Below are 19,498 nucleotides of genomic sequence, written 5' to 3'. Positions count from 1 at the left end.
TCACGCCCAGGGCGCCGGCCCGGCGCCGTTCGTCCACGCCACCAACTGGTCGCCGTCGAAGCAGCGGATGCCGCAGGTGTCGGCGTAGTCGGTGGCCGGTTCGGTGAAGGCGCTGGTGGTGACGACGGCCGCGACATCGGCCTCGTGCACCGTGTAGCAGGTGCCGCCGAAGCGCTGCATGTCCTGGGAGCCGACCTTGTTCGTCGCGCAGTAGCGCTTGCACTGGACGATGATCCGCCGGCCGTCGGACGTGGTGGCCAGGACGTCCGCGCCCAGGTCCCCCGCGCCGCCGACGACCCGCACGTCCCGGCAGCCGTCCCGCTCGCAGAGCCGGGCTATCGCCTGCTCGAAGGCGTCCGCGTCCAGGGCGAGGTAGTCCTCGACGCTCCACATGACGGCGGTGGGCTCGGGGTCGCCCGCCACGACCGGGGCTGCGGCCTGCTCCACGACCGGGGCGCCCTCCTGCTCCACGACCGGGACGGCGGCCTCCTCCGCCGCGACCGCCCTGGCCACTTCCGCCTCCGCCTCCGCCTTCCCCTCCCGGGCCGCCCGCCGCAGCTCGCGCAGGCGCGGCATCCCCGCACCGCCACGACGACCAACGCCAGTACGAACGGGAGGGCGACGACGGTCACGAGGGTGGCCGCGCCCGGATGCTGCACCGCCCACCGGAACATCTCGCGCACGGCGAGGAACCCACCCGTCACCAGGGCACCGAGGACGCCCAGGACGAACACCGTCCGCCGCATCGGAAACGTACGGACACGACGCCGGGCCGACGGCCCGTCAACTCCCATGGGTGCGGCCACAGGCGGTGCTCCTTCACTTCCGCGGGACGGTCATGACTCCTCGTCCGTCTCCTGCCCCGCGAAAGCCGATCCATGATCACCACCGCGCCGCACACGCCTCCGCCGGGCATGCTCCAGATCCCGCGCCACGGCCAGCACGACCGCCCCCACGACGAACACCACCGCCATCGGCGCGGCCGACGACATCAGCATCGAATGCACGGGTCTCCCAAGGAGAAGGCGGCGAAAGGCGGCAGAATTCCGAAGCCCCGAAAACCACCATGCGGCACCCGCCCACCGCCCGCCCCACACCACCCCCGCCCCACGCACCCGACCACCCGAATTCAGCACACCAAGCCCCGCCCATCCCCCTACGCGGACACGCGGCTCCCCTGCCCCCACAATTCCTCGGCGTGTTCGGCGAACCGGTCGAACATGCCACCGTCCGCCTGCCTGCGCAGATGCAGCAGCGGCGCGTCGTGCCCCACCAGCCGGGCAAGGTGCGGCGTCACGAACGCCTCGTCATCGAAGCGGAACACCGAGAGACCCACGTGATAAACGGCGTCCTCGGCAGCGCTGAACCGGATTTCCAGACCGTCCACCGGCCCCATACGGTCCAGTTGCTCCAGCGTGGTACGAATTCGCGTCGAGACCGTCAGCGTCACCTTTTCCGAACGCTCCCGTTCCCGAGTGACATCCCCTTCCGGATCACCGATCAGGAACCGCACCCGGCATCCCGCGCCGGCCTTCCGCCGCAGCGTCTCGGAGAACGCCGGCACCTGCGACCACAAGAAGTAATTCGTGTACCCCGCGAAGAACAGCTCCCTGCCCGCGCCCCGGATCAGCTCGCCCCACACATCGGAGGGACAGGCGGACCGGTACGGATAGCTGTGCACCAATTCCCGGTCGTACCCACTCTTGACGCGGCCCTTGACCGACTGCGGCCAGATCATCTCTTCACCCACTCCCAACGCCCGACAGGCGTCCTCGCGGTTTCGTGCATGGGGTGTCAATTCCGCGTCGGCCAGCCATCTCTCGACCGTCTTACCGGTGACACCTACGCGCACGGCAAGGCGCCGGGGGCTGAGGCCGGCGGTCGCCATAGCCGAGCGTAGGGCAGTGTTCAAGACCCCTCCCCTGGACGTTTGGGCCTTCTCGCGAACGTAGCGCCTCGACGCCCCAACTGTCCCCAACCAGGTACAGGTTCGTCCTTGAGGGTGCTTCACCCTGGATCGCATGACCAATCCGACGCCGTACTCCACCACCCCGATCGTCCTGCCGCTGCCACTGGAGACGGCCCCTGCCCCCGTCGACGGCTGCGCGGGCTGCACCGAACTCGTCAACGTCCGGGACCGGGCCCGCGCCGTCGGCGACCTGACCACCGTGACCGACTGCAACGTCTACCTGCGACGCCATCCGGTAGGCCACCAGTGAGCAGCCGCGCCGTCTACCGCTATGTGCCGCATACGATCCGGCACGTACCCGAAGGCGGCGTCTCCTACGAAGCCTTCTGCACCGCCGCCGGATGCGACGCCGAGTCCGGCCTCCAGGAGGACCAGGATGCCGCTCAGCAGTGGGCTCTGTGCCACAGCGGCCTGACCGGCCACGATCTGTTCCGGCGTGTGGTCTCCGACCACGCGCGGGTGACCCGGGCCGACTGACCACCCGTTCCCCGCCCCGCCCCAGGACCCGCCACCCGATAAATGGTGCGCCCATATCCGGACGATAAGCTTTCGTCCTGAATTTCCATGCACAAGGGGGAACATGTCCGCTGAACCACATACCGGGGCAGGGACCGGGACGCGGATCGAGTTCGCGTACCGGATGGCCGTCGAAGACTTTCGTGAAGGGCTGCGGGCCCGGGCGCGGGTCTCGGTTGCCGCGCGGCGCTACCGGCTGCTGGTGATCGTGGGGGCGGTGCTGCTGCTCGGGGTCATGGTGTGGACCTGGGTGGCCGAGGGGACCGTGGACGTGCCTCTGGTGGTGATACCGGTGGCGCTGCTCGTGATGATGTTCTTGTCGCCCCGGATGCTGGCCCGGCAGTTCCACCGGCGGACCGAGGCGATGGGTGAGTTCCGGGCGGTGGTGGACGAGAGCGGGGTCACGGTCACGAACCGGCAGCGGACCAGCACCCTCACCTGGCGGGCGGTGAATCGTTACGCCGAGACGCCGCGCGCGTTCGTGCTGCTGAGCGGGGACCGGAACATCACGGACATGACGATCCTGCCCAAGCGCGGCGCGTCCCATCCCGCCGACGCCGAGCGGCTGCGGGCCCTGATCGAAGGGCGGCTGACCCGTGTCTGACGACCGGAGCGGTCCCGCGTCCGCGTTATGGCCCCGGCATCCGTCGACACCGGCCGCCTCGTACGTCCCGGCCGTCCCGAACGTCCCGGACGCCCACCTGCGCGGCCGCGGCGCGACCAATCCCTGCGTCTACCTGTCCTGGCCGTTGTGCGGCCTGTCGGTGCTGTGCTGGCTCGTCGTCCTGACGTGGCTGCTCGCTCCGGTGGTGGCGTCGGCGTCCGTACTGACCGCGGTGGTCGGTTTCCGGGAGGCCCGGCGCACCGGTGTGGGGCGGACGGCCGCGTGGTGGGGGCTGGGCGCGGCCTTCGTCGCGCTGGGGACCGGGGCCCTCGGCGTGTACGGGTTGTGCACGCTGTAGGGCGAGGATGCGCCGGGGGCAGCCGTACAGGAGGCAGCTCTCCGGGGGGGCAGCCGTCCAGGGCTCCCGGGTGAGGCCCCTCAGGGCCGGGCTCCCGGGTGAGGCCCCCGCAGGACCGGCACTCGCCCCTCAGGGCCGCCAGTGGCGCTTCGTGTACGTGTGCAGTCGTGCCCGGATGTCGGCCGGGGGCAGGAAGTGGGCCCAGCGTTCGGGGTATTCGGCCGGGGGCGGTGCGCCCGGGTCGTCGTCCTCGTCGCCGTCGTCCTCCTCCTCGTCGTCCGGCTGCGCGTCGCCGGTGAGGGCCGCTTCCCCGGAGACGGCCGTGGCGCCGAAGCCGACGGCCGCCAGGGCGGAGCGCTGGGCCGCGGCCACCTCGCGGGCCCGGCGTTCCTTCTCGGCGCGGCCCGCGGCGGTGGCGACCGAGGGCCATACGCGGTCGAGGGCGGCGTTCATGGCCGCGCCGACCAGGACCGCGAAGGCGGAGACGCCGATCCAGAGGAGGACGGCGACGGGTGCGGCGAGGGAGCCGTAGATGGTGGGCCCCTCGACGGTCTGAGTCAGATACACGCGCAGCAGGAGGCTGCCCAGGACCCACATGGCGAGGGCGACGACCGCGCCGGGGATGTCCTCGCGCCACGGTGAGCGCACCGGTACGGACACGTGGTAGAGGGTCGTGAGGAAAGCGACGGAGAGAATGAGGACGACCGGCCAGTACAGGACACGGATGGCGGTCTCGCTCGCCGGCATCCAGCTGACGACGGTGTCCGGGCCGACCACCATCAGCGGCAGCGCGACCGCGCCGACGACCAGTGCGGCCAGGTAGAGCACGAAGGCCAGCAGCCGGGTGCGGACGATGCCGCGCCGCCCGTCCAGCCCGTACATGATCGTGATGGTGTCGACGAAGACGTTGACCGCGCGAGAGCCGGACCACAGGGCGATGGCGAAGCCGAGGGAGATGACGTCCGGGCGGCGGCCGGTGAAGATGTCGTCGAGCAGCGGCCGGGCGATCTCGTTGACGCCCTTGCTGGACAGCAGCGTGTCGGACGCGCTGAGGATGTTCTCGCGGATGTGGTCGATGGTCTCCTGGCCGATCCACGGCTCCATGTAGCCCAGCAGGCCGATGAAGCCGAGGAGCAGCGGCGGCAGTGACAGCAGGCAGAAGAACGCCGCCTCGGCGGCGAGCCCGGTGACGCGGTACTCCATGCAGGAGTTGACGGTGTCCTTCAGCAGCAGCCAGGCGAGGCGGCGTTTGGAGACGTTCCGGTACAGGACCCGGGCCCTGTGCAGACGGCCGGACGGCCGCTGCGCTGCTTCTTTCACTGGCTGCACGTCTTTACCGTAGCTGCCATGGCAGCCACCACTCATACGGTCACGAACCAGCCTCCGCCGCTGGTCGGGTACGACGTCTTCGCGGCGGACGCGGCGCTCACCGAGGGCGTCGCGCGGCACGTCCCGCCCGCTCTCCGGGAGGAGGTGCGCGAGGAACTGGGCGAGCTGGGCCGCGCGGCGGGTTCCGCCCACGCGCAGCGCTGGGGCGCGCAGGCCGACGGCAATCCACCCGTCCTGCGTACCCACGACCGTTACGGCCACCGGGTGGACGAGGTGGAGTTCCACCCGGCGTGGCACCGGCTGCTGGGGCACGCCGTCTCCTCCGGGCTCACCGACGCCTGGTCACGGCCGGCCGGGCACGTCCGGCGTACAGCGGGGTTCCTGGTGTGGACGCAGGCCGAGTCGGGCCACGGCTGTCCGCTGTCGATGACCCACGCGGCGGTGCCGGCGCTGCGGGCCGACCCGGCGCTGGCGGCGGAGTGGGAGCCGCTGCTGACCTCGCGGGTGTACGAGGCGGGGCTGCGGCCGGTGGCGGAGAAGCCGGGCGCGCTGGCCGGGATGGCGATGACGGAGAAGCAGGGGGTAGTGACGTACGGGCCGTCGGTACGGTGGCCGAACCACTCTCCGGCGACGGGGAGTACGTGCTGACGGGGCACAAGTGGTTCTGCTCGGCACCGATGTCGGACGCGTTCCTGGTACTGGCGCGGACGTCGGGGGACCCGGCGCGGCGGGCGGACGGGGACGGGCTCTCCTGTTTCCTGCTGCCGCGGGTGCTGCCGGACGGCAGCCGCAACTCCTTCCGCATCCAGCGGCTCAAGGACAAGCTCGGCAACCGCGCGAACGCGTCGGCCGAGGTCGAGTTCGACGGCACGACCTGGGCGCGGCGGGTCGGCGAGGAGGGACGCGGTGTCACGACGATCATCGAGATGGTCGCGGCGACCCGGCTGGACTGCGTGACGGGCTCGGCGGCGGTGATGCGGCAGGCGGTGGCGCAGGCCCTGCACCACACCACGTACCGGGAGGCGTTCGGCAGGCCGCTCGCCGATCAGCCGCTGATGCGCAACGTCCTCGCGGACCTGGCGCTGGAGTCGGAGGCGGCGACGGCGCTGGCGCTGCGGCTCGCCGCGGCGTACGACGCGGACACCGACCAGGAGCGGCACTTCCTGCGGCTGGCGGTGCCCGCGGCCAAGTTCTGGGTGACCAAGCGCTGCACTCCGGTGGCCGCCGAGGCGCTGGAGTGCCTGGGCGGCAACGGTTACGTGGAGGAGTCCGGCATGCCGCGGCTGCTGCGCGAGTCGCCGCTGAATTCCGTATGGGAGGGATCGGGCAACGTCCAGGCCCTCGACCTGCTGCGGGCGCTGCGCCGCGAACCGGCGGCGCTGCACGCGTTCCTGACGGAGATCGGGACGGCCCGGGGCGCCGACCACCGGCTGGACGGCGCGATCAAGGGGCTGCTGACCGAACTGGCCGATCTGGAGGGCATCGAGGCCCGCGCCCGGCGGCTGGGGGAGCGGCTGGCGCTGGTCCTCCAAGGCTCCCTGCTCGTACGGTACGCGCCGCCCGAGGTCGCCGACGCGTTCTGCGCCTCACGTCTGGGCACCGACCACGGCACGTCCTTCGGCACCCTGCCGCACACCCTCGCGCTGCGCGCGATCGTGGAGCGGGCGCGGCCGGTGGCGGAGCGGTGAGGTAGCCGAGTCGGCGCGGTGAGGTACGCGGTGGCGGGCCCGGTCCCTCAGGAGGGGGTCGGGTCCGGGGCCCGCCACCGTGTGGGCGGGGAGCGGTGCCGCGCCGACCCGGCGCCGCTCCCCGGTCTCGGACCGGTCCTCAGGACCGGCCCGCGAGGTCTGTCGCCGCCCGTCGCCGCGGCGGTCCGTACAAGGCGGCCGCGACGCGGCGGCGGCCGGCGGCACGGGCTCCGGGAGCGGCGGCCGCGACGGCACGAGGCGTTCTGCTCACCATGACGCTGCCCCCTCTCGCCCTGCCGGTCACCTTGCTCGCCGCCGTCATAGGCCACAACAGTTGCAGCCGGTTGCAACCAATTGACGCAATACCGCGCTCCGAGCGGCCCGGTGACGGCACCATGGGCGGCAAGCCACGGACAGTGCACGACGGAGAGAAGAGCGTGAGCGACAGACCGAGCGACATGGGCATCTGGTCGGCCCAGGAGGTACGCGAGACGACGCGGCGGCTCGCCTCGCTCCGTGAGGCCGCGCTCTGCGGCGGCCGGACGGCCACCGCGCCCCGTGCCGTGATCTGCGAGTCCTGGCGCCGGGCGCTGGACCGCGGTGTCGACCCGGACCGGGACCGGCGCGAACGGCCGCTGACCGTCGAGGAGCTGGAGCACCGGCGGCACAGCTCCCGGCTCGCGTCGCTGCTGCCGCTGTTCAACAGCGGTCTGCTGCCGGCCGTCGAGGCCGCCCAGCAGATCATGGTCGTCACGGACGCCGAGGGCCGGGTGCTGTGGCGGGAGGGCTGCGCGCCGGTCCGGCGGATGGCCGACCGGCACGGCTTCGACAAGGGCGCGGACTGGACCGAGGAGGTCGTCGGCACCAACGCCATAGGCACCGCGCTGGTGGCCCGCCGCCCGGTCCTGGTGCACTCCGCCGAGCACTTCGTCCGTACCCACCACACGTGGACCTGCGCGGCGGCGCCGCTGCACGATCCGCGCGACGGGCGGCTGCTGGGCATCGTGGACGTGAGCGGCCCGGCGTACACCTTCCACCCGAGCACGCTGTCGCTGGTCTCCGCGGTGGCCCGGCTCGCGGAGAGCGAGCTGCGCGAACGGCACCACGGCGCGCTGGACCGGCTGCGGGCGAGCGCCGCGCCCGTACTGGCCCGGCTCGGCGGACAGGCGCTGGCCGTCGACAAGGACGGCTGGACCGCGGCGGTCACCGGGCTGGCACCGCCGGACCGGGTCACCCTGCCCAAGTCCCCGGAGGCCGGGCCGCTGTGGCTGCCGCGCTACGGGATGTGCACGCTGGAGCCGCTGCCCGGCGGCTGGCTGATCCGCGTCGGCGCGCCGCAGGGCGAGGAGCCGCGGGCCAGCCAGGTGCTGCTGGATCTCGGCAGCCGCACCCGGCCGGCGGTGACGGTCACCGGCCCGGCGGGCAGTTGGACGCACGAGCTGAGTCCGCGCCACGCGGAGGTGCTGTTCGTACTGGCGCACCGGCCGGAGGGGCGCAGTGCGGCCGACCTGGCGCAGGACCTCTTCGGGGACCGCGCCCGGACGGTGACGGTACGGGCCGAGCTGTCCCGGTTGCGCCGCCACCTCGCGAGCGTGCTGGCGCACCGCCCGTACCGCTTCGCCGACGGGGTGGACGTGGAACTGCGGCTGCCGCCGAGCCCGGTGGACCTGCTGCCGCACTCGACGGCCCCGGCGGTGCTGGCGGCACGGCACGCGTGAGGGGGCGCCCGTGCTCGCCCTCCCACCACGGAACGCGGGATCCGCGACGCGGTGGCCACCTTCCGCGCCATCGGTGCCGACGAGGTGATGCTCTACTGCCGGGCCACCGACCCGGACCAGGTGGACCGCATCGCGGACTCGGTGCGGTGATCCCGGCCGGGCCGCGCGAGGGCGGTCCGCGTGGCCCGGCCGCCCACCGGGGCCCCGCGGCAGCCGTACGGCCTCGGCCCTGTGATGTGCTGCCCCCATGACGCTCACCGTGACCACCTGGTACCTCGAACAGACCGCGCCCGACGACCTCGCCCCCGCCACCGCTCCCCCGGCGGAGCAGCGGATACGGGTTGCCCGTGCGGAGGTGGCCTCGCCGGAGTTCAGCCGGTTCCTGTACACGTCCGTCGGCGGGGACATCACCTGGACCGACCGGCTGGGCTGGTCGTACGGGCAGTGGGAGGAGTTCCTCGGGCGGCCCGGTGTGGAGACGTGGGTGGCGTACGAGCGGGACACGCCGGCCGGGTTCGTGGAGCTGGACGCGCAGGCCGAAGGGGTCGTCGAGATCAGCTACTTCGGGCTGCTGCCGGCGTTCCGGGGGCGGCGGATCGGCGGGCATCTGCTGACGTACGGGACGGCGCGGGCCTGGGACCTGGACGAGCGGTGGCCGGAGCGGGAGAAGACGCGCCGGGTGTGGGTGCACACGTGCAGCAAGGACGGGCCGTACGCGCTGGAGAACTACCGGCGCCGCGGGTTCCGGGTGTACGCGGCCGAGGAGACCGAAGAGGCGGAGGTGCCCGCTCCGGGGCCGTGGCCGGGCGCCTGACCGCGGGCAGCCGAGGACGGACGGTCATTCCTGTCGGTATGCCGTAAAACGGGAGGGCGGGGGCCACGGAACCCGCCCTCCCGTGGCGTGACCGGCACCACGGTTTCTCGGAATGCGGGACACTCCCGTCCATATTCTGGAAGACGGTGGACTGGCCCAAGAGCGCCATGACACGCTTCCGTCATGTCTACAGCTGGAATTGCCTTGGTGAGTCGGCGGCACGTCGACCTCGGCCGCCTGTCCAGCGCCATCTGTCCGGCGGGCTGACAGCCTCAGCAACGTCACAGCCACGTCGCCTTTTCGCCGTCCCCACCGTCGCGGACGCGCGGGCACCCCGATCCGGCCTGCCCCGGGCATCTCTGTACCCAGCACCTCGCGCCACTCCGCGCCGAGGCGCGTCTTCGCAGGTCATGGCGGGGTTGCCGCTGCCCGCCCCCGCCCTCACCGAGCCGCCCAGAAGGACATACCGCCATGGCCGCCACCCCCGAACGCACCGGTTCCGCCACGACCCGCCGCAAGGCCGGACGCCACCGCGGTGAGGGCCAGTGGGCCGTAGGTCACTTCACTCCGCTGAACGGCAACGAGCAGTTCAAGAAGGACGACGACGGTCTCAATGTGCGGACACGCATTGAGACGATCTACGCCAAGCGCGGTTTCGACTCGATCGACCCCAGCGACCTGCGCGGCCGGATGCGCTGGTGGGGCCTGTACACCCAGCGCAAGCCCGGCATCGACGGCGGCAAGACCGCGGTCCTGGAGCCGGAGGAGCTGGACGACACGCACTTCATGCTGCGAGTCCGGGTCGACGGCGGCCGACTGAGCGTCGCGCAGTTGCGGGCCATCGGCGAGGTCTCCCAGGAGTACGCGCGCGGCACCGCGGACATCACCGACCGGCAGAACATCCAGCTGCACTGGATCCGCATCGAGGACGTCCCCGCCATCTGGGAGAAGCTGGAGTCCGTCGGCCTGTCGACGACCGAGGCGTGCGGCGACTGCCCCCGTGTCATCATCGGCTCGCCGGTCGCCGGCATCGCGGCCGACGAGATCATCGACGGCTCGCCCGCGATCGCGGAGATCGAGCGGCGCTTCATCGGCAGCAAGGAATTCTCCAACCTGCCGCGGAAGTTCAAGACCGCGATCTCCGGCTCGCCGGTGCAGGACGTGGTGCACGAGATCAACGACGTCGCCTTCGTGGGCGTCGAGCACCCCGAGCACGGCCCCGGCTTCGACCTGTGGGTGGGCGGCGGCCTGTCCACCAACCCGCGGCTCGGCGAACGGCTGGGCGCGTGGGTGCCGCTGGACGACGTGCCCGAGGCGTGGGCCGGCGTCGTGGGGATCTTCCGTGACTACGGCTACCGGCGGCTGCGCAACCGCGCCCGGCTGAAGTTCCTGATGGCGGACTGGGGTCCGGAGAAGTTCCGCGAGGTACTGGAGAACGAGTACCTGAAGCGCGAGCTGGCCGACGGCCCGGCGCCCGCCGAGCCCAGCTCGCGCTGGCGCGACCACGTGGGCGTGCACCGCCAGAAGGACGGCCGGTTCTACGTGGGCTTCGCGCCGCGCGTCGGCCGGGTGGACGGCGCCACCCTCGTCAAGATCGCCGAACTGGCGGCGGCGCACGGCTCGGACCGGCTGAACACCACCGTCGAACAGAAGATGATCATCCTCGATGTGACCGAGGATCAGGTCGAGCCGCTGGTCGCGGGGCTGGAGGCGCTGGACTTCCAGGTCCGGCCCTCGCCCTTCAGGCGCGGCACGATGGCCTGCACCGGCATCGAGTTCTGCAAGCTGGCGATCGTCGAGACCAAGGCGCGCGGCGCCTCGCTCATCGACGAACTGGAGCGCCGGATGCCGGACTTCGAGGAGCCGCTCAGCATCAACATCAACGGCTGCCCGAACGCCTGCGCCCGCATCCAGACCGCGGACATCGGTCTCAAGGGCCAGCTGGTGCTGGACGCCGACGGCAACCAGGTCGAGGGCTACCAGGTGCACCTGGGCGGCGCGCTCGGCCTCCAGGCGGGCTTCGGCCGCAAGGTCCGCGGCCTGAAGGTCACCGCCGACGAGCTGCCCGACTACGTCGAGCGGGTGCTGACCCGGTTCCAGGAGCAGCGCGCGGAGGGCGAGCGGTTCGCCACCTGGGCCGCCCGCGCGGAAGAGGGTGCGCTGAAGTGAGCGGGCGGGCCGCGCCGTTCTACTGCCCGTACTGCGGGGACGAGGACCTGCGCCCTTCCGAGGAGGGGCACGGCTCGTGGGAATGCGGGGCGTGCAACCGGGCGTTCCGACTCTCGTTCCTCGGACTGCTGGCCAAGGGTGTCACCACCCCGGCCCGGCAGCACGACAACCGCCAAGGGGCAGCAGCACATGACGGCAACTCAGGAACGTACGGAAGCCGAGCTGGCGGCGCTCGCCGAGCGGGCGGGCCGCGACCTGGAGGACGCCTCCCCGCTGGAGATCCTCACCTGGGCCGCCGGGGCCTTCGGCGAACGCTTCTGCGTCACCTCATCCATGGAGGACGCGGTCGTCGCGCACCTGGCCGCGCGCGCCTTCCCCGGCGTCGACGTGGTCTTCCTCGACACCGGCTACCACTTCCCGGAGACCCTCGGTACCCGGGACGCGGTGGCCGCGGTGCTGGACGTCAACGTCATCACCCTCACGCCGCGGCGGACAGTGGCCGAGCAGGACGCCGAGTACGGGCCGAGGCTGCACGACCGCGACCCGGACCGGTGCTGCGCGCTGCGCAAGGTCGCGCCGCTGGAAGAGGGCCTGGCCGGGTACGACGCCTGGGCGACCGGGCTGCGCCGCGACGAGTCGCCGACCCGCGCCGGCACCCCGGTCGTGGGCTGGGACGCGCGGCGCCGCAAGGTGAAGGTCTCGCCGATCGCGCGCTGGACGCAGCGGGACGTGGACACCTACGTCGCCGAGCACGGCGTGCTCACCAACCCGCTGCTGCTGGACGGCTACGCCTCGGTGGGCTGCGCGCCCTGCACCCGCCGGGTGTCGGCGGGCGAGGACGCGCGGGCCGGCCGCTGGGCCGGCAGCGACAAGACCGAATGCGGGCTGCACTGATGAGCGGCCCCGGGGAGTCCGGCCAGCAGGAGCCGGACCACCAGGACATCCAGGATTCTCGGGAGCGAAAGATGACGGGCGCCACGGTGTGGCTGACCGGACTGCCCAGCGCCGGCAAGACCACGATCGCGTACGCGCTGGCGGAGCGGCTGCGGGGCGAGGGCCACCGCGTCGAGGTGCTGGACGGTGACGAGATCCGCGAGTTCCTCTCGGCGGGGCTGGGCTTCAGCCGGGCGGACCGGGACACCAACGTGCAGCGCATCGGCTTCGTCGCCGAGCTGCTGGCGAGCAACGGCGTCAAGGCACTGGTGCCGGTGATCGCGCCGTACGCGGACTCGCGGGAGGCGGTGCGCAAGCGCCATCAGCGCGAGGGCACGCCGTACCTGGAGGTGCATGTGGCCACGCCCGTCGAGGTGTGTTCCGAGCGGGACGTGAAGGGCCTGTACGCGAAGCAGGCGGCGGGCGAGATATCCGGGCTGACCGGCGTCGACGACCCGTACGAGCAGCCCGAGTCGCCCGATCTGCGCATCGCGTCGCACACCCAGACCGTGCAGGAGTCCGCGGCGGCGCTGTACGCGCTGCTCACCGAGAGGGGACTGGCATGACGACCGCCGCTGCCGTGAGCACGAGCGCCGGGAACTCCGGCGGGACCGAGAAGGCCGGGGACGCCGACAACCCGTACGCGCTGAGCCACCTGGACGCGCTGGAGTCCGAGGCGGTGCACATCTTCCGCGAGGTGGCGGGCGAGTTCGAGCGGCCGGTGATCCTCTTCTCCGGCGGCAAGGACTCGATCCTCATGCTGCACCTGGCGCTGAAGGCGTTCGCGCCGGCGCCGGTGCCCTTCACGCTGCTGCACGTGGACACCGGTCACAACTTCCCCGAGGTGCTGGAGTACCGCGACCGCACGGTGGCCCGGCACGGACTGCGGCTGCACGTCGCCTCCGTACAGGACTTCATCGACCGCGGCGAACTGCGCGAGCGCCCGGACGGCACCCGCAACCCGCTCCAGACCGTGCCGCTGCTGCACGCCATCGAGTCGAACCGCTTCGACGCGGTGTTCGGCGGCGGGCGCCGGGACGAGGAGAAGGCGCGCGCCAAGGAGCGGGTGTTCTCGCTGCGCGACGAGTTCGGCGGCTGGGACCCACGCCGCCAGCGCCCCGAGTTGTGGCAGCTCTACAACGGCCGACACTCCCCGGCGAGCACGTCCGCGTCTTCCCGCTGTCCAACTGGACCGAGCTGGACGTGTGGCAGTACATCGCCCGCGAGAAGATCGAGCTGCCCGCCATCTACTACGCGCACGAGCGCGAGGTCTTCGCCCGCAGCGGCATGTGGCTGGCGCCCGGCGAGTGGGGCGGTCCCAAGGACGGCGAGACCGTCGAGACGCGGCGGGTGCGCTACCGCACCGTCGGTGACATGTCCTGCACCGGTGCCGTCGACTCCGACGCGGCCACCATCGAGGCCGTCATCGTGGAGATCGCCGCCTCCCGGCTCACCGAGCGGGGCGCCACCCGGGCCGACGACAAGCTGTCCGAGGCCGCCATGGAGGACCGCAAGCGCGAGGGGTATTTCTAATCATGAGCACGATTGTCGATCCGGTCGACGTGGCCGGTACGGCCGCCACCTCGCTGCTGCGCTTCGCCACCGCCGGTTCGGTGGACGACGGCAAGTCCACCCTGGTCGGACGGCTGCTGCACGATTCGAAGTCGGTGCTGGCCGACCAGCTCGAAGCGGTCGAGCGGGCCTCGCTGGGCCGTGGTCAGGAGGCGCCGGACCTGGCGCTGCTGACGGACGGGCTGCGGGCCGAGCGGGAGCAGGGCATCACCATCGATGTCGCCTACCGCTACTTCGCCACGCCCCGGCGGCGGTTCATCCTCGCCGACACCCCGGGCCATGTGCAGTACACCCGCAACATGGTCACCGGCGCGTCCACCGCCGAACTGGCCGTGGTGCTGGTCGACGCTCGCAACGGCGTGGTCGAGCAGACGCGCCGGCACGCCGCCGTCGCCGCGCTGCTGCGCGTCCCGCACGTCGTCCTCGCCGTCAACAAGATGGACCTGGTGGACTACGCGGAGCCGGTCTTCGCGGCGATCGCCGCGGAGTTCACCACGTACGCCGCCTCGCTGGGCGTACCGGAGATCACCGCGATCCCGATCTCGGCGCTGGCCGGCGACAACGTCGTGACACCGTCCACGAACATGGACTGGTACGGCGGGCCGACCGTGCTGGAGCACCTGGAGACCGTGCCGGTCGTCGCCGACCCGTCCGAGGACCCGGCGCGCTTCCCGGTGCAGTACGTCATCCGCCCGCAGACCCCCGAACTGCCCGACTACCGCGGCTACGCGGGGCAGATCGCCTCGGGTGTGCTGCGCGTCGGCGACGCGGTGACGGTGCTGCCGTCGGGCCGTACCAGCACCGTCGAGGCGCTGGACGTGCTGGGCGAGGCGGTGGACGTGGCGTGGGCGCCGCAGTCGGTGACCGTACGGCTCGCCGACGACCTGGACATCTCACGCGGCGACCTGATCGCCCCGGCCGCCGCGCCGCCCGCCGTCACCCAGGACGTCGAGGCGACCGTCTGCCACGTCGCCGACCGGCCGCTGAAGACCGGCCAGCGGGTGCTGCTCAAGCACACCACCCGTACGGTCAAGGCGATCGTCAAGGAGATCCCGTCCCGGCTGACGCTCGACGACCTCTCCCAGCACCCGGCGCCCGGCGAGCTGGCCGCCAACGACATCGGCCGGGTCGTGCTGCGCACCGCCGAGCCCCTGGCGCTGGACGCCTACGCCGACTCCCGGCGTACCGGATCGTTCCTGCTCATCGATCCGGCGGACGGCACCACGCTGACCGCGGGGATGGCCGGGTCCGCGTTCGCCGAGGCGGCCGAGGCCGCGGCGGCGGTCGCGGACGACGACGCGGAATGGGACTTCTGACATGACGCTACGGGACCTGCCCACGTCCCTGTACGGGGATGTCTTCGCGACCTTCGCCAAGGAAGGCGGCCGGATCGGCAGCGGCGCCCTGGGCAGCGGCCAGGGCGGCGTCGGGCGATGTGTGTGCCGATGACGTACCGCCGCGTATCCCCCACGCCCCCTTCCGAAGATCCACCGCTCTGCCGGGCCCGCCGTAGGCGCTCGCCGCCCGGCCCTCCGAGAGGACCCCCTCCCGTGCCTGCCGTACGCCACCGCCTGCTGGCCGCCCTCGCCGTCGTCCCCCTGCTGACCGGCGCTCTGGGCGCGTGCGGGTACGGCTCCCGCGCCAAGCAGGACGGGCAGGGGGCGGTCGCGGCCAAGGGCCCCAAGATCGACGGCCTGGACCGGGTGAAGGTCGGCTACTTCGCCAACACCACGCACGCCACCGCGCTGGTCGGCGACCAGAAGGGCTTCTTCCAGAAGGAGCTGGGCGGTACGAGGTTCGCGCCGTCGGTGTTCAACGCGGGCCCGGCGGAGATCGAGGCGCTGAACTCCGGCGCCATCGACATCGGCTGGATCGGCCCGTCCCCCGCGATCAACGGCTGGACCACCTCCCAGGGCAAGAGCCTGAAGATCATCTCCGGTTCGGCGTCCGGCGGTGTCTCGCTGGTGGTCGACCCCGAGAAGATCAAAACCCTGGACGACCTCAAGGGCAGGACGATCGCCACCCCGCAGCTGGGCAACACCCAGGACGTGGCGCTGCTCAACTACCTGGCCGAGAAGGGCTACAAGGTCGACGCCACCACCGGCAAGGGCGACGTGACCGTCCAGCGCACCGAGAACAAGGTCGCCCCGGTCGCCTTCCGGCAGGGCAGCATCGACGCCGCGTGGGTGCCCGAGCCGACCGCCTCCAAGCTGGTCGCCGAGGGCGGCAAGGTGCTGCTGGACGAGAAGAAGCTGTGGAAGGACGGCAAGTTCGTCATCACGAACGTGATCGTCTCGCAGAAGTTCCTCAAGGAGCACCCCAAGGCCGTCGAGGCGGTGCTGCGCGGCTCGGTGAAGACCAACACCTACATCAGGACGCACCCGGGCGAGGCCAAGCGGGCGCTCAACGACAAGCTGGCCGCCGCGGCCGGCAAGGCGCTGCCGCCCGACGTCATCGACCCGGCGTTCCGCAACACCGACGTCACCGACGACCCGCTGGCCGCCACCCTCCAGCTGGAGGCGGACCACGCGGTCCGGGCCGGCCTGCTGAAGAAGCCCGCTCTCCAGGGCATCTACGACCTCACGCTGCTCAACAAGGTGCTCAAGGCCGAGGGCAAGCCGGCGGTCGACGACGCCGGTCTCGGCAGCGAATAGCCCGCGCACGCATCCCAGGAGGTGACACCGATGACGACCCCCACGCTCAGCGAGCCCGGCAGCCGGCCGTCCGCACCGGCGGACGCGGGCGGCGCGGCCGCTCCGTACGCCGCTCGCATCGACCATGTCTCGAAGTCGTTCGGGCGCCCCGGCGCGCAGCAGCACGTGCTGGACGACATCAGCATCGATGTCGCGCCGGGCGAGTTCGTCTGTCTGCTGGGCGCGTCGGGCTGCGGCAAGTCGACGCTGCTCAACCTGGTCGCCGGGCTCGACGGCCCCTCGGCGGGCAGCATCGAGACGCCCGGCGGCCGGCCGGCCCTGATGTTCCAGGAGCACGCGCTGTTCCCGTGGCTGACCGCGGGCCGCAACATCGAACTGGCGCTGCGGCTGCGCGGGGTGCCGCGCGCGGAGCGCCGGGGCGAGGCCGAGCGGCTGCTGGAACTCGTACGGCTCAAGGGCGCGTACGGCAAGCGGGTGCACGAGCTGTCCGGCGGGATGCGACAGCGCGTCGCGATGGCCCGGGCGCTGGCCCAGGACAGTCAACTCCTGCTGATGGACGAGCCGTTCGCCGCGCTGGACGCCATCACGCGCGACGTGCTGCACGACGAGCTGACCCGCATCTGGCGGGACGCCAACGGCAGCGCCTCCGGCAGCGGCGGCCTGTCCGTCCTGTTCGTCACCCACAACGTCCGGGAGGCGGTGCGGCTCGCCGAGCGGGTGGTGCTGCTGTCCTCCCGGCCCGGCCGGATCGCCCGCGAGTGGACCGTGGACATCCCGCATCCGCGGCGCATCGAGGACGCGGCGGTCGCCGACCTTTCCGTAGAGATCACCGAACAGCTCCGTGGGGAGATCCGCCGCCATGGCCAGCACTGAGACCGGTACGGCCGCCGAGGCCGCCGGCACCACCGACGATCCCGCCGACGGCCTCGCGGCCGACGCGGCCACGGGGGCACCCGCCGCCGAGGCACCCGCGCCCGCCGGGCAGGCTCCCGCCGCCACGAAGCCGGACGGCGCGCAGCCGGACCGCTCCGGCGGCGACCTCGCCGGCCTGGAAGCGGGCCTGGACGCCCTGGACACCAAGGTCTCCGACCGGCAGCCCTGGCTGCGGACCCTGACCGCCAAGGCCGTACCGCCGCTCGTCGCCGTGGCCCTCGTCCTCGGCCTGTGGCAGCTCGCCTACCACTTCGAGCTGAAGGACCACTACCTGCTGCCCAGCCCGGTCGACGTGGCCCGCTCGCTCCAGGACAAGTGGCTCGAAGGCACCCTGCTCGACTACGTGTGGACGAGCGTGTCGCGCGGCGCCCTCGGCTTCCTGGCCTCGGTGGCGATCGGTACGCCGCTCGGCCTGCTGGTCGCCCGCGTCAAGCCGGTACGGGCCGCGATCGGCCCGATCCTCAGCGGCCTCCAGTCGCTGCCGTCGGTGGCCTGGGTGCCCGCCGCCATTATCTGGTTCGGCCTGAGCGACGCCACGATCTACGCGGTCGTCCTGCTCGGCGCGGTCCCCTCCATCGCCAACGGCCTGGTCGCCGGCGTCGACCAGATCTCCCCGCTCTACCTCCGCGCGGGCCGCACCATCGGCGCGCGCGGCCTGACCGGCGTACGGCACATCCTGCTGCCCGCCGCGCTGCCCGGCTACCTCGCCGGGCTCAAGCAGGGCTGGGCGTTCTCCTGGCGCTCCCTGATGGCCGCCGAACTCATCGTCAACGCCGCCGACCTGGGCACCGGCCTCGGCCAGCTCCTGGAGCAGGGCCGCGAGCTCCAGGACATGTCCTGGGTGCTCTCCGCGATCCTGCTCATCCTCATCGTCGGCATCGGCATCGAACTGCTGATCTTCGCGCCGCTCGAACGCCGGGTGCTGCGCAGCCGCGGCCTGCTGGTGAAGAGCTGACCCGTGGACGCCCGACCCGCCCGCCCCGCCCGCCCCGCCCTCCTCGTAGTCGCCCACGGCAGCCGCGACCCGCGGCATGCCGCGACCGTCACCGCGCTCCGCACGCGGGTCCAGGCCCAGCGGCCCGGCCTCCGCGTCGAGGTGGCCTTCCTCGACTTCAACGCGCCGGGCGTGCCGCGAGCACTGGAGCGGCTGGCGGCGGACGGCGTACGGGAGGTGGTGGCCCTGCCGCTGCTGCTCACCCGCGCCTTCCACGCCAAGACGGACATCCCGGCGGTACTGCGGGAGGCCGGCACGCGCCTGCCCGGACTCGCCGTCCACCAGGCCGATGTCCTCGGCCCCTCTCCCCTGCTCACCGCCGCCCTGGAACGGCGGCTGTCCGAAGCCGGGCTGCGGCCCGGCGACCGGCGCTCGACCGGGGTCGTGCTGGCCTCGGCGGGCTCCTCCGACCCGGAGGCGATCGCAGTGATCGCTGAAATCGCGCGGGAGTGGCGGCGTACCACCGGTTGGTACGCCGTGCGGCCTGCGTTCGCCTCCGCCTCCCTCCCCCGCACGGCCGACGCCGTACGGGCCCTGCGCGCCGAGGGCGCCGAACGGGTGGCGGTGGCCCCGTACGTGATCGCCCCCGGCCGCCTCCCGGACCGCATCGCGGACGGCGCCGAGGAGGCGGGGGCCGATGTGCTGGCCGGTGTCCTCGGTCCGGCGCCGGAACTGGCCCGCCTGCTGGCCCGGCGATACGACGAGGCGCTGCGCGGGGAAGTACCGGCGCTGGTCGCCTGACCGGGCCGCCCTTCAGGCGCGCGGCGGCAGCCGGTGGAGCTGTACGTCGGTGAGGCGGCCCGACACCACCCGCGCCGTCATGTACGTGCAGTACGGCTGGCGTCTGCGGTCGGTCGGTGAGCCCGGGTTGAGCAGGCGCAGGCGGCCGTCCTCCGTCGTGGTGTCCCACGGGATGTGGCTGTGGCCGAAGACGAGGACGTCGAGGTCCGGGTACCGCTCGGCGCAGCGGCGTTCGCGGCCCTGTTTCTGGCCGGTCTCGTGGACCACGCCCCAGCGCAGGCCGCCGAGTTCGGCGTACGCCACCTCCGGCAGGCGGGCGCGCAGTTCGGGGCCGTCGTTGTTGCCGTACACGCCGAGGAGTCTGCGGGAGCGTTCCTCCAGCAGGTCCAGGGTGGCGGTGTCCACCCAGTCCCCGGCGTGGACGACCACGTCGGCGCGCGCCACCTGCTCCAGCAGCTCCGGCGGCAGGACCTTGGCGCGTTTGGGCAGGTGGGTGTCGGACGTCA

The 19,498-nt window shown here is 72.5% G+C and carries 20 protein-coding genes and 4 pseudogenes; 19 read left to right on the top strand and 5 right to left on the bottom strand.

Going from position 1 to position 19,498, the window contains the following annotated elements:
• From ACEXOX_RS37300 to ACEXOX_RS37290, 3 genes are all read right to left on the bottom strand, one after another.
• Nucleotides 1-576: a restriction endonuclease gene (locus ACEXOX_RS37300; RefSeq protein WP_406525218.1), complete on the bottom strand. Its 576-nt coding sequence runs from the start codon at nt 574-576 to the stop codon at nt 1-3.
• Nucleotides 577-836: 260 nt separating this feature from the next.
• Nucleotides 837-1,007, bottom strand: coding sequence for a hypothetical protein (locus tag ACEXOX_RS37295; RefSeq protein WP_406525217.1), 171 nt, complete (start codon nt 1,005-1,007; stop codon nt 837-839).
• Nucleotides 1,008-1,156: 149 nt separating this feature from the next.
• Nucleotides 1,157-1,888, bottom strand: a complete 732-nt coding sequence (locus ACEXOX_RS37290) for an XRE family transcriptional regulator (protein WP_406525216.1) — start codon at nt 1,886-1,888, stop codon at nt 1,157-1,159.
• Nucleotides 1,889-2,021: 133 nt separating this feature from the next.
• Here ACEXOX_RS37290 and ACEXOX_RS37285 point away from each other — a divergent pair, with 133 nt between their 5' ends.
• The 4 genes from ACEXOX_RS37285 (at nt 2,022) to ACEXOX_RS37270 (ending at nt 3,447) form a co-directional block, all read left to right on the top strand.
• A complete protein-coding gene (locus ACEXOX_RS37285; RefSeq protein ID WP_406525215.1) occupies nt 2,022-2,219 on the top strand; it encodes a hypothetical protein in 198 nt (65 codons plus the stop codon).
• Nucleotides 2,216-2,446, top strand: a complete 231-nt coding sequence (locus ACEXOX_RS37280) for a hypothetical protein (protein WP_406525214.1) — start codon at nt 2,216-2,218, stop codon at nt 2,444-2,446. The genes ACEXOX_RS37285 and ACEXOX_RS37280 overlap by 4 nt, the downstream gene beginning before the upstream one ends.
• Before the next feature lie 103 nt (nt 2,447-2,549).
• Nucleotides 2,550-3,089: a YcxB family protein gene (locus ACEXOX_RS37275; protein ID WP_406525213.1), complete on the top strand. Its 540-nt coding sequence runs from the start codon at nt 2,550-2,552 to the stop codon at nt 3,087-3,089.
• On the top strand, nt 3,082-3,447 hold the full coding sequence (locus tag ACEXOX_RS37270; RefSeq protein ID WP_406525212.1) for a hypothetical protein: 366 nt from the start codon (nt 3,082-3,084) through the stop codon (nt 3,445-3,447). The genes ACEXOX_RS37275 and ACEXOX_RS37270 overlap by 8 nt, the downstream gene beginning before the upstream one ends.
• Before the next feature lie 129 nt (nt 3,448-3,576).
• On the opposite strand, the gene ACEXOX_RS37265 is transcribed toward ACEXOX_RS37270, so the two are convergent.
• A complete protein-coding gene (locus tag ACEXOX_RS37265) occupies nt 3,577-4,776 on the bottom strand; it encodes a YihY/virulence factor BrkB family protein (RefSeq protein ID WP_406525211.1) in 1,200 nt (399 codons plus the stop codon).
• An 18-nt stretch (nt 4,777-4,794) separates the two neighbouring features.
• Here ACEXOX_RS37265 and ACEXOX_RS37260 point away from each other — a divergent pair.
• From ACEXOX_RS37260 to ACEXOX_RS37190, 15 genes and pseudogenes are all read left to right on the top strand, one after another.
• Nucleotides 4,795-6,464, top strand: a pseudogene (locus ACEXOX_RS37260) (acyl-CoA dehydrogenase family protein).
• Between the two features lie 437 nt (nt 6,465-6,901).
• The gene (locus ACEXOX_RS37255; protein WP_406525210.1) at nt 6,902-8,182 is read left to right on the top strand and encodes a GAF domain-containing protein; all 1,281 of its coding nucleotides are present in this window, start codon (nt 6,902-6,904) and stop codon (nt 8,180-8,182) included.
• A gap of 24 nt (nt 8,183-8,206) precedes the next feature.
• A pseudogene (locus tag ACEXOX_RS37250) lies at nt 8,207-8,332 on the top strand (LLM class flavin-dependent oxidoreductase); the annotation flags it as partial.
• Nucleotides 8,333-8,429: 97 nt separating this feature from the next.
• Nucleotides 8,430-8,996 (top strand): GNAT family N-acetyltransferase, encoded by a 567-nt coding sequence (locus ACEXOX_RS37245; protein ID WP_406525209.1) that lies wholly within the window; start codon nt 8,430-8,432, stop codon nt 8,994-8,996.
• A 183-nt stretch (nt 8,997-9,179) separates the two neighbouring features.
• On the top strand, nt 9,180-9,263 hold the full coding sequence (locus ACEXOX_RS37240) for a putative leader peptide (protein WP_331785330.1): 84 nt from the start codon (nt 9,180-9,182) through the stop codon (nt 9,261-9,263).
• A 204-nt stretch (nt 9,264-9,467) separates the two neighbouring features.
• On the top strand, nt 9,468-11,165 hold the full coding sequence (locus ACEXOX_RS37235) for a nitrite/sulfite reductase (RefSeq protein ID WP_406525208.1): 1,698 nt from the start codon (nt 9,468-9,470) through the stop codon (nt 11,163-11,165).
• 189 nt (nt 11,166-11,354) lie between these two features.
• Nucleotides 11,355-12,059 carry a phosphoadenylyl-sulfate reductase gene (locus ACEXOX_RS37230; protein WP_406525207.1) on the top strand — a complete coding sequence of 235 codons (705 nt, stop codon included), beginning with the start codon at nt 11,355-11,357 and terminating at the stop codon, nt 12,057-12,059.
• A 71-nt stretch (nt 12,060-12,130) separates the two neighbouring features.
• Nucleotides 12,131-12,664 (top strand): adenylyl-sulfate kinase, encoded by a 534-nt coding sequence (gene cysC, locus ACEXOX_RS37225; RefSeq protein ID WP_406526588.1) that lies wholly within the window; start codon nt 12,131-12,133, stop codon nt 12,662-12,664.
• Nucleotides 12,661-13,631, top strand: a pseudogene (gene cysD / locus ACEXOX_RS37220) (sulfate adenylyltransferase subunit CysD). Before cysC ends, cysD begins: the two are co-directional and overlap by 4 nt.
• Nucleotides 13,632-13,633: 2 nt before the next feature.
• Nucleotides 13,634-14,986: a sulfate adenylyltransferase subunit 1 gene (locus ACEXOX_RS37215; RefSeq protein WP_406525206.1), complete on the top strand. Its 1,353-nt coding sequence runs from the start codon at nt 13,634-13,636 to the stop codon at nt 14,984-14,986.
• A 1-nt stretch (nt 14,987) separates the two neighbouring features.
• Complete coding sequence (locus ACEXOX_RS37210; RefSeq protein WP_406525205.1) at nt 14,988-15,119, top strand: hypothetical protein; 132 nt, start codon at nt 14,988-14,990, stop codon at nt 15,117-15,119.
• A gap of 101 nt (nt 15,120-15,220) precedes the next feature.
• Nucleotides 15,221-16,324: an ABC transporter substrate-binding protein gene (locus tag ACEXOX_RS37205; RefSeq protein WP_406525204.1), complete on the top strand. Its 1,104-nt coding sequence runs from the start codon at nt 15,221-15,223 to the stop codon at nt 16,322-16,324.
• A 30-nt stretch (nt 16,325-16,354) separates the two neighbouring features.
• The gene (locus ACEXOX_RS37200) at nt 16,355-17,197 is read left to right on the top strand and encodes an ABC transporter ATP-binding protein (protein ID WP_406525203.1); all 843 of its coding nucleotides are present in this window, start codon (nt 16,355-16,357) and stop codon (nt 17,195-17,197) included.
• Nucleotides 17,184-18,212: an ABC transporter permease gene (locus ACEXOX_RS37195; RefSeq protein ID WP_406525202.1), complete on the top strand. Its 1,029-nt coding sequence runs from the start codon at nt 17,184-17,186 to the stop codon at nt 18,210-18,212. Before ACEXOX_RS37200 ends, ACEXOX_RS37195 begins: the two co-directional genes overlap by 14 nt.
• Before the next feature lie 3 nt (nt 18,213-18,215).
• Nucleotides 18,216-18,992: a sirohydrochlorin chelatase gene (locus tag ACEXOX_RS37190; protein ID WP_406525201.1), complete on the top strand. Its 777-nt coding sequence runs from the start codon at nt 18,216-18,218 to the stop codon at nt 18,990-18,992.
• Between the two features lie 12 nt (nt 18,993-19,004).
• On the opposite strand, the pseudogene ACEXOX_RS37185 reads toward ACEXOX_RS37190, so the two are convergent.
• Nucleotides 19,005-19,496, bottom strand: a pseudogene (locus ACEXOX_RS37185) (metallophosphoesterase family protein); the annotation flags it as partial.
• Nucleotides 19,497-19,498: the final 2 nt, after the last annotated feature.

This window comes from Streptomyces sp. Ac-502 (genome assembly GCF_045222935.1).
GTDB lineage: Bacteria > Actinomycetota > Actinomycetes > Streptomycetales > Streptomycetaceae > Streptomyces > Streptomyces monomycini.
This window is presented reverse-complemented; position numbering and strand designations above follow the sequence as displayed.

Excerpts from the sequence above, each read along its gene's own strand:
- ACEXOX_RS37240 (WP_331785330.1), top strand. The coding sequence starts at position 9,180 with ATGTCTACAGCTGGAATTGCCTTGGTGAGTCGGCGGCACGTCGACCTC.
- ACEXOX_RS37210 (WP_406525205.1), top strand. The coding sequence starts at position 14,988 with ATGACGCTACGGGACCTGCCCACGTCCCTGTACGGGGATGTCTTCGCG.
- cysC (WP_406526588.1), top strand. The coding sequence starts at position 12,131 with ATGACGGGCGCCACGGTGTGGCTGACCGGACTGCCCAGCGCCGGCAAG.
- ACEXOX_RS37275 (WP_406525213.1), top strand. The coding sequence starts at position 2,550 with ATGTCCGCTGAACCACATACCGGGGCAGGGACCGGGACGCGGATCGAG.
- ACEXOX_RS37195 (WP_406525202.1), top strand. The coding sequence starts at position 17,184 with ATGGCCAGCACTGAGACCGGTACGGCCGCCGAGGCCGCCGGCACCACC.
- ACEXOX_RS37200 (WP_406525203.1), top strand. The coding sequence starts at position 16,355 with ATGACGACCCCCACGCTCAGCGAGCCCGGCAGCCGGCCGTCCGCACCG.
- ACEXOX_RS37235 (WP_406525208.1), top strand. The coding sequence starts at position 9,468 with ATGGCCGCCACCCCCGAACGCACCGGTTCCGCCACGACCCGCCGCAAG.
- ACEXOX_RS37245 (WP_406525209.1), top strand. The coding sequence starts at position 8,430 with ATGACGCTCACCGTGACCACCTGGTACCTCGAACAGACCGCGCCCGAC.
- ACEXOX_RS37290 (WP_406525216.1), bottom strand. The coding sequence starts at position 1,888 with ATGGCGACCGCCGGCCTCAGCCCCCGGCGCCTTGCCGTGCGCGTAGGT.
- ACEXOX_RS37230 (WP_406525207.1), top strand. The coding sequence starts at position 11,355 with ATGACGGCAACTCAGGAACGTACGGAAGCCGAGCTGGCGGCGCTCGCC.
- ACEXOX_RS37215 (WP_406525206.1), top strand. The coding sequence starts at position 13,634 with ATGAGCACGATTGTCGATCCGGTCGACGTGGCCGGTACGGCCGCCACC.
- ACEXOX_RS37285 (WP_406525215.1), top strand. The coding sequence starts at position 2,022 with ATGACCAATCCGACGCCGTACTCCACCACCCCGATCGTCCTGCCGCTG.
- ACEXOX_RS37300 (WP_406525218.1), bottom strand. The coding sequence starts at position 576 with ATGCCGCGCCTGCGCGAGCTGCGGCGGGCGGCCCGGGAGGGGAAGGCG.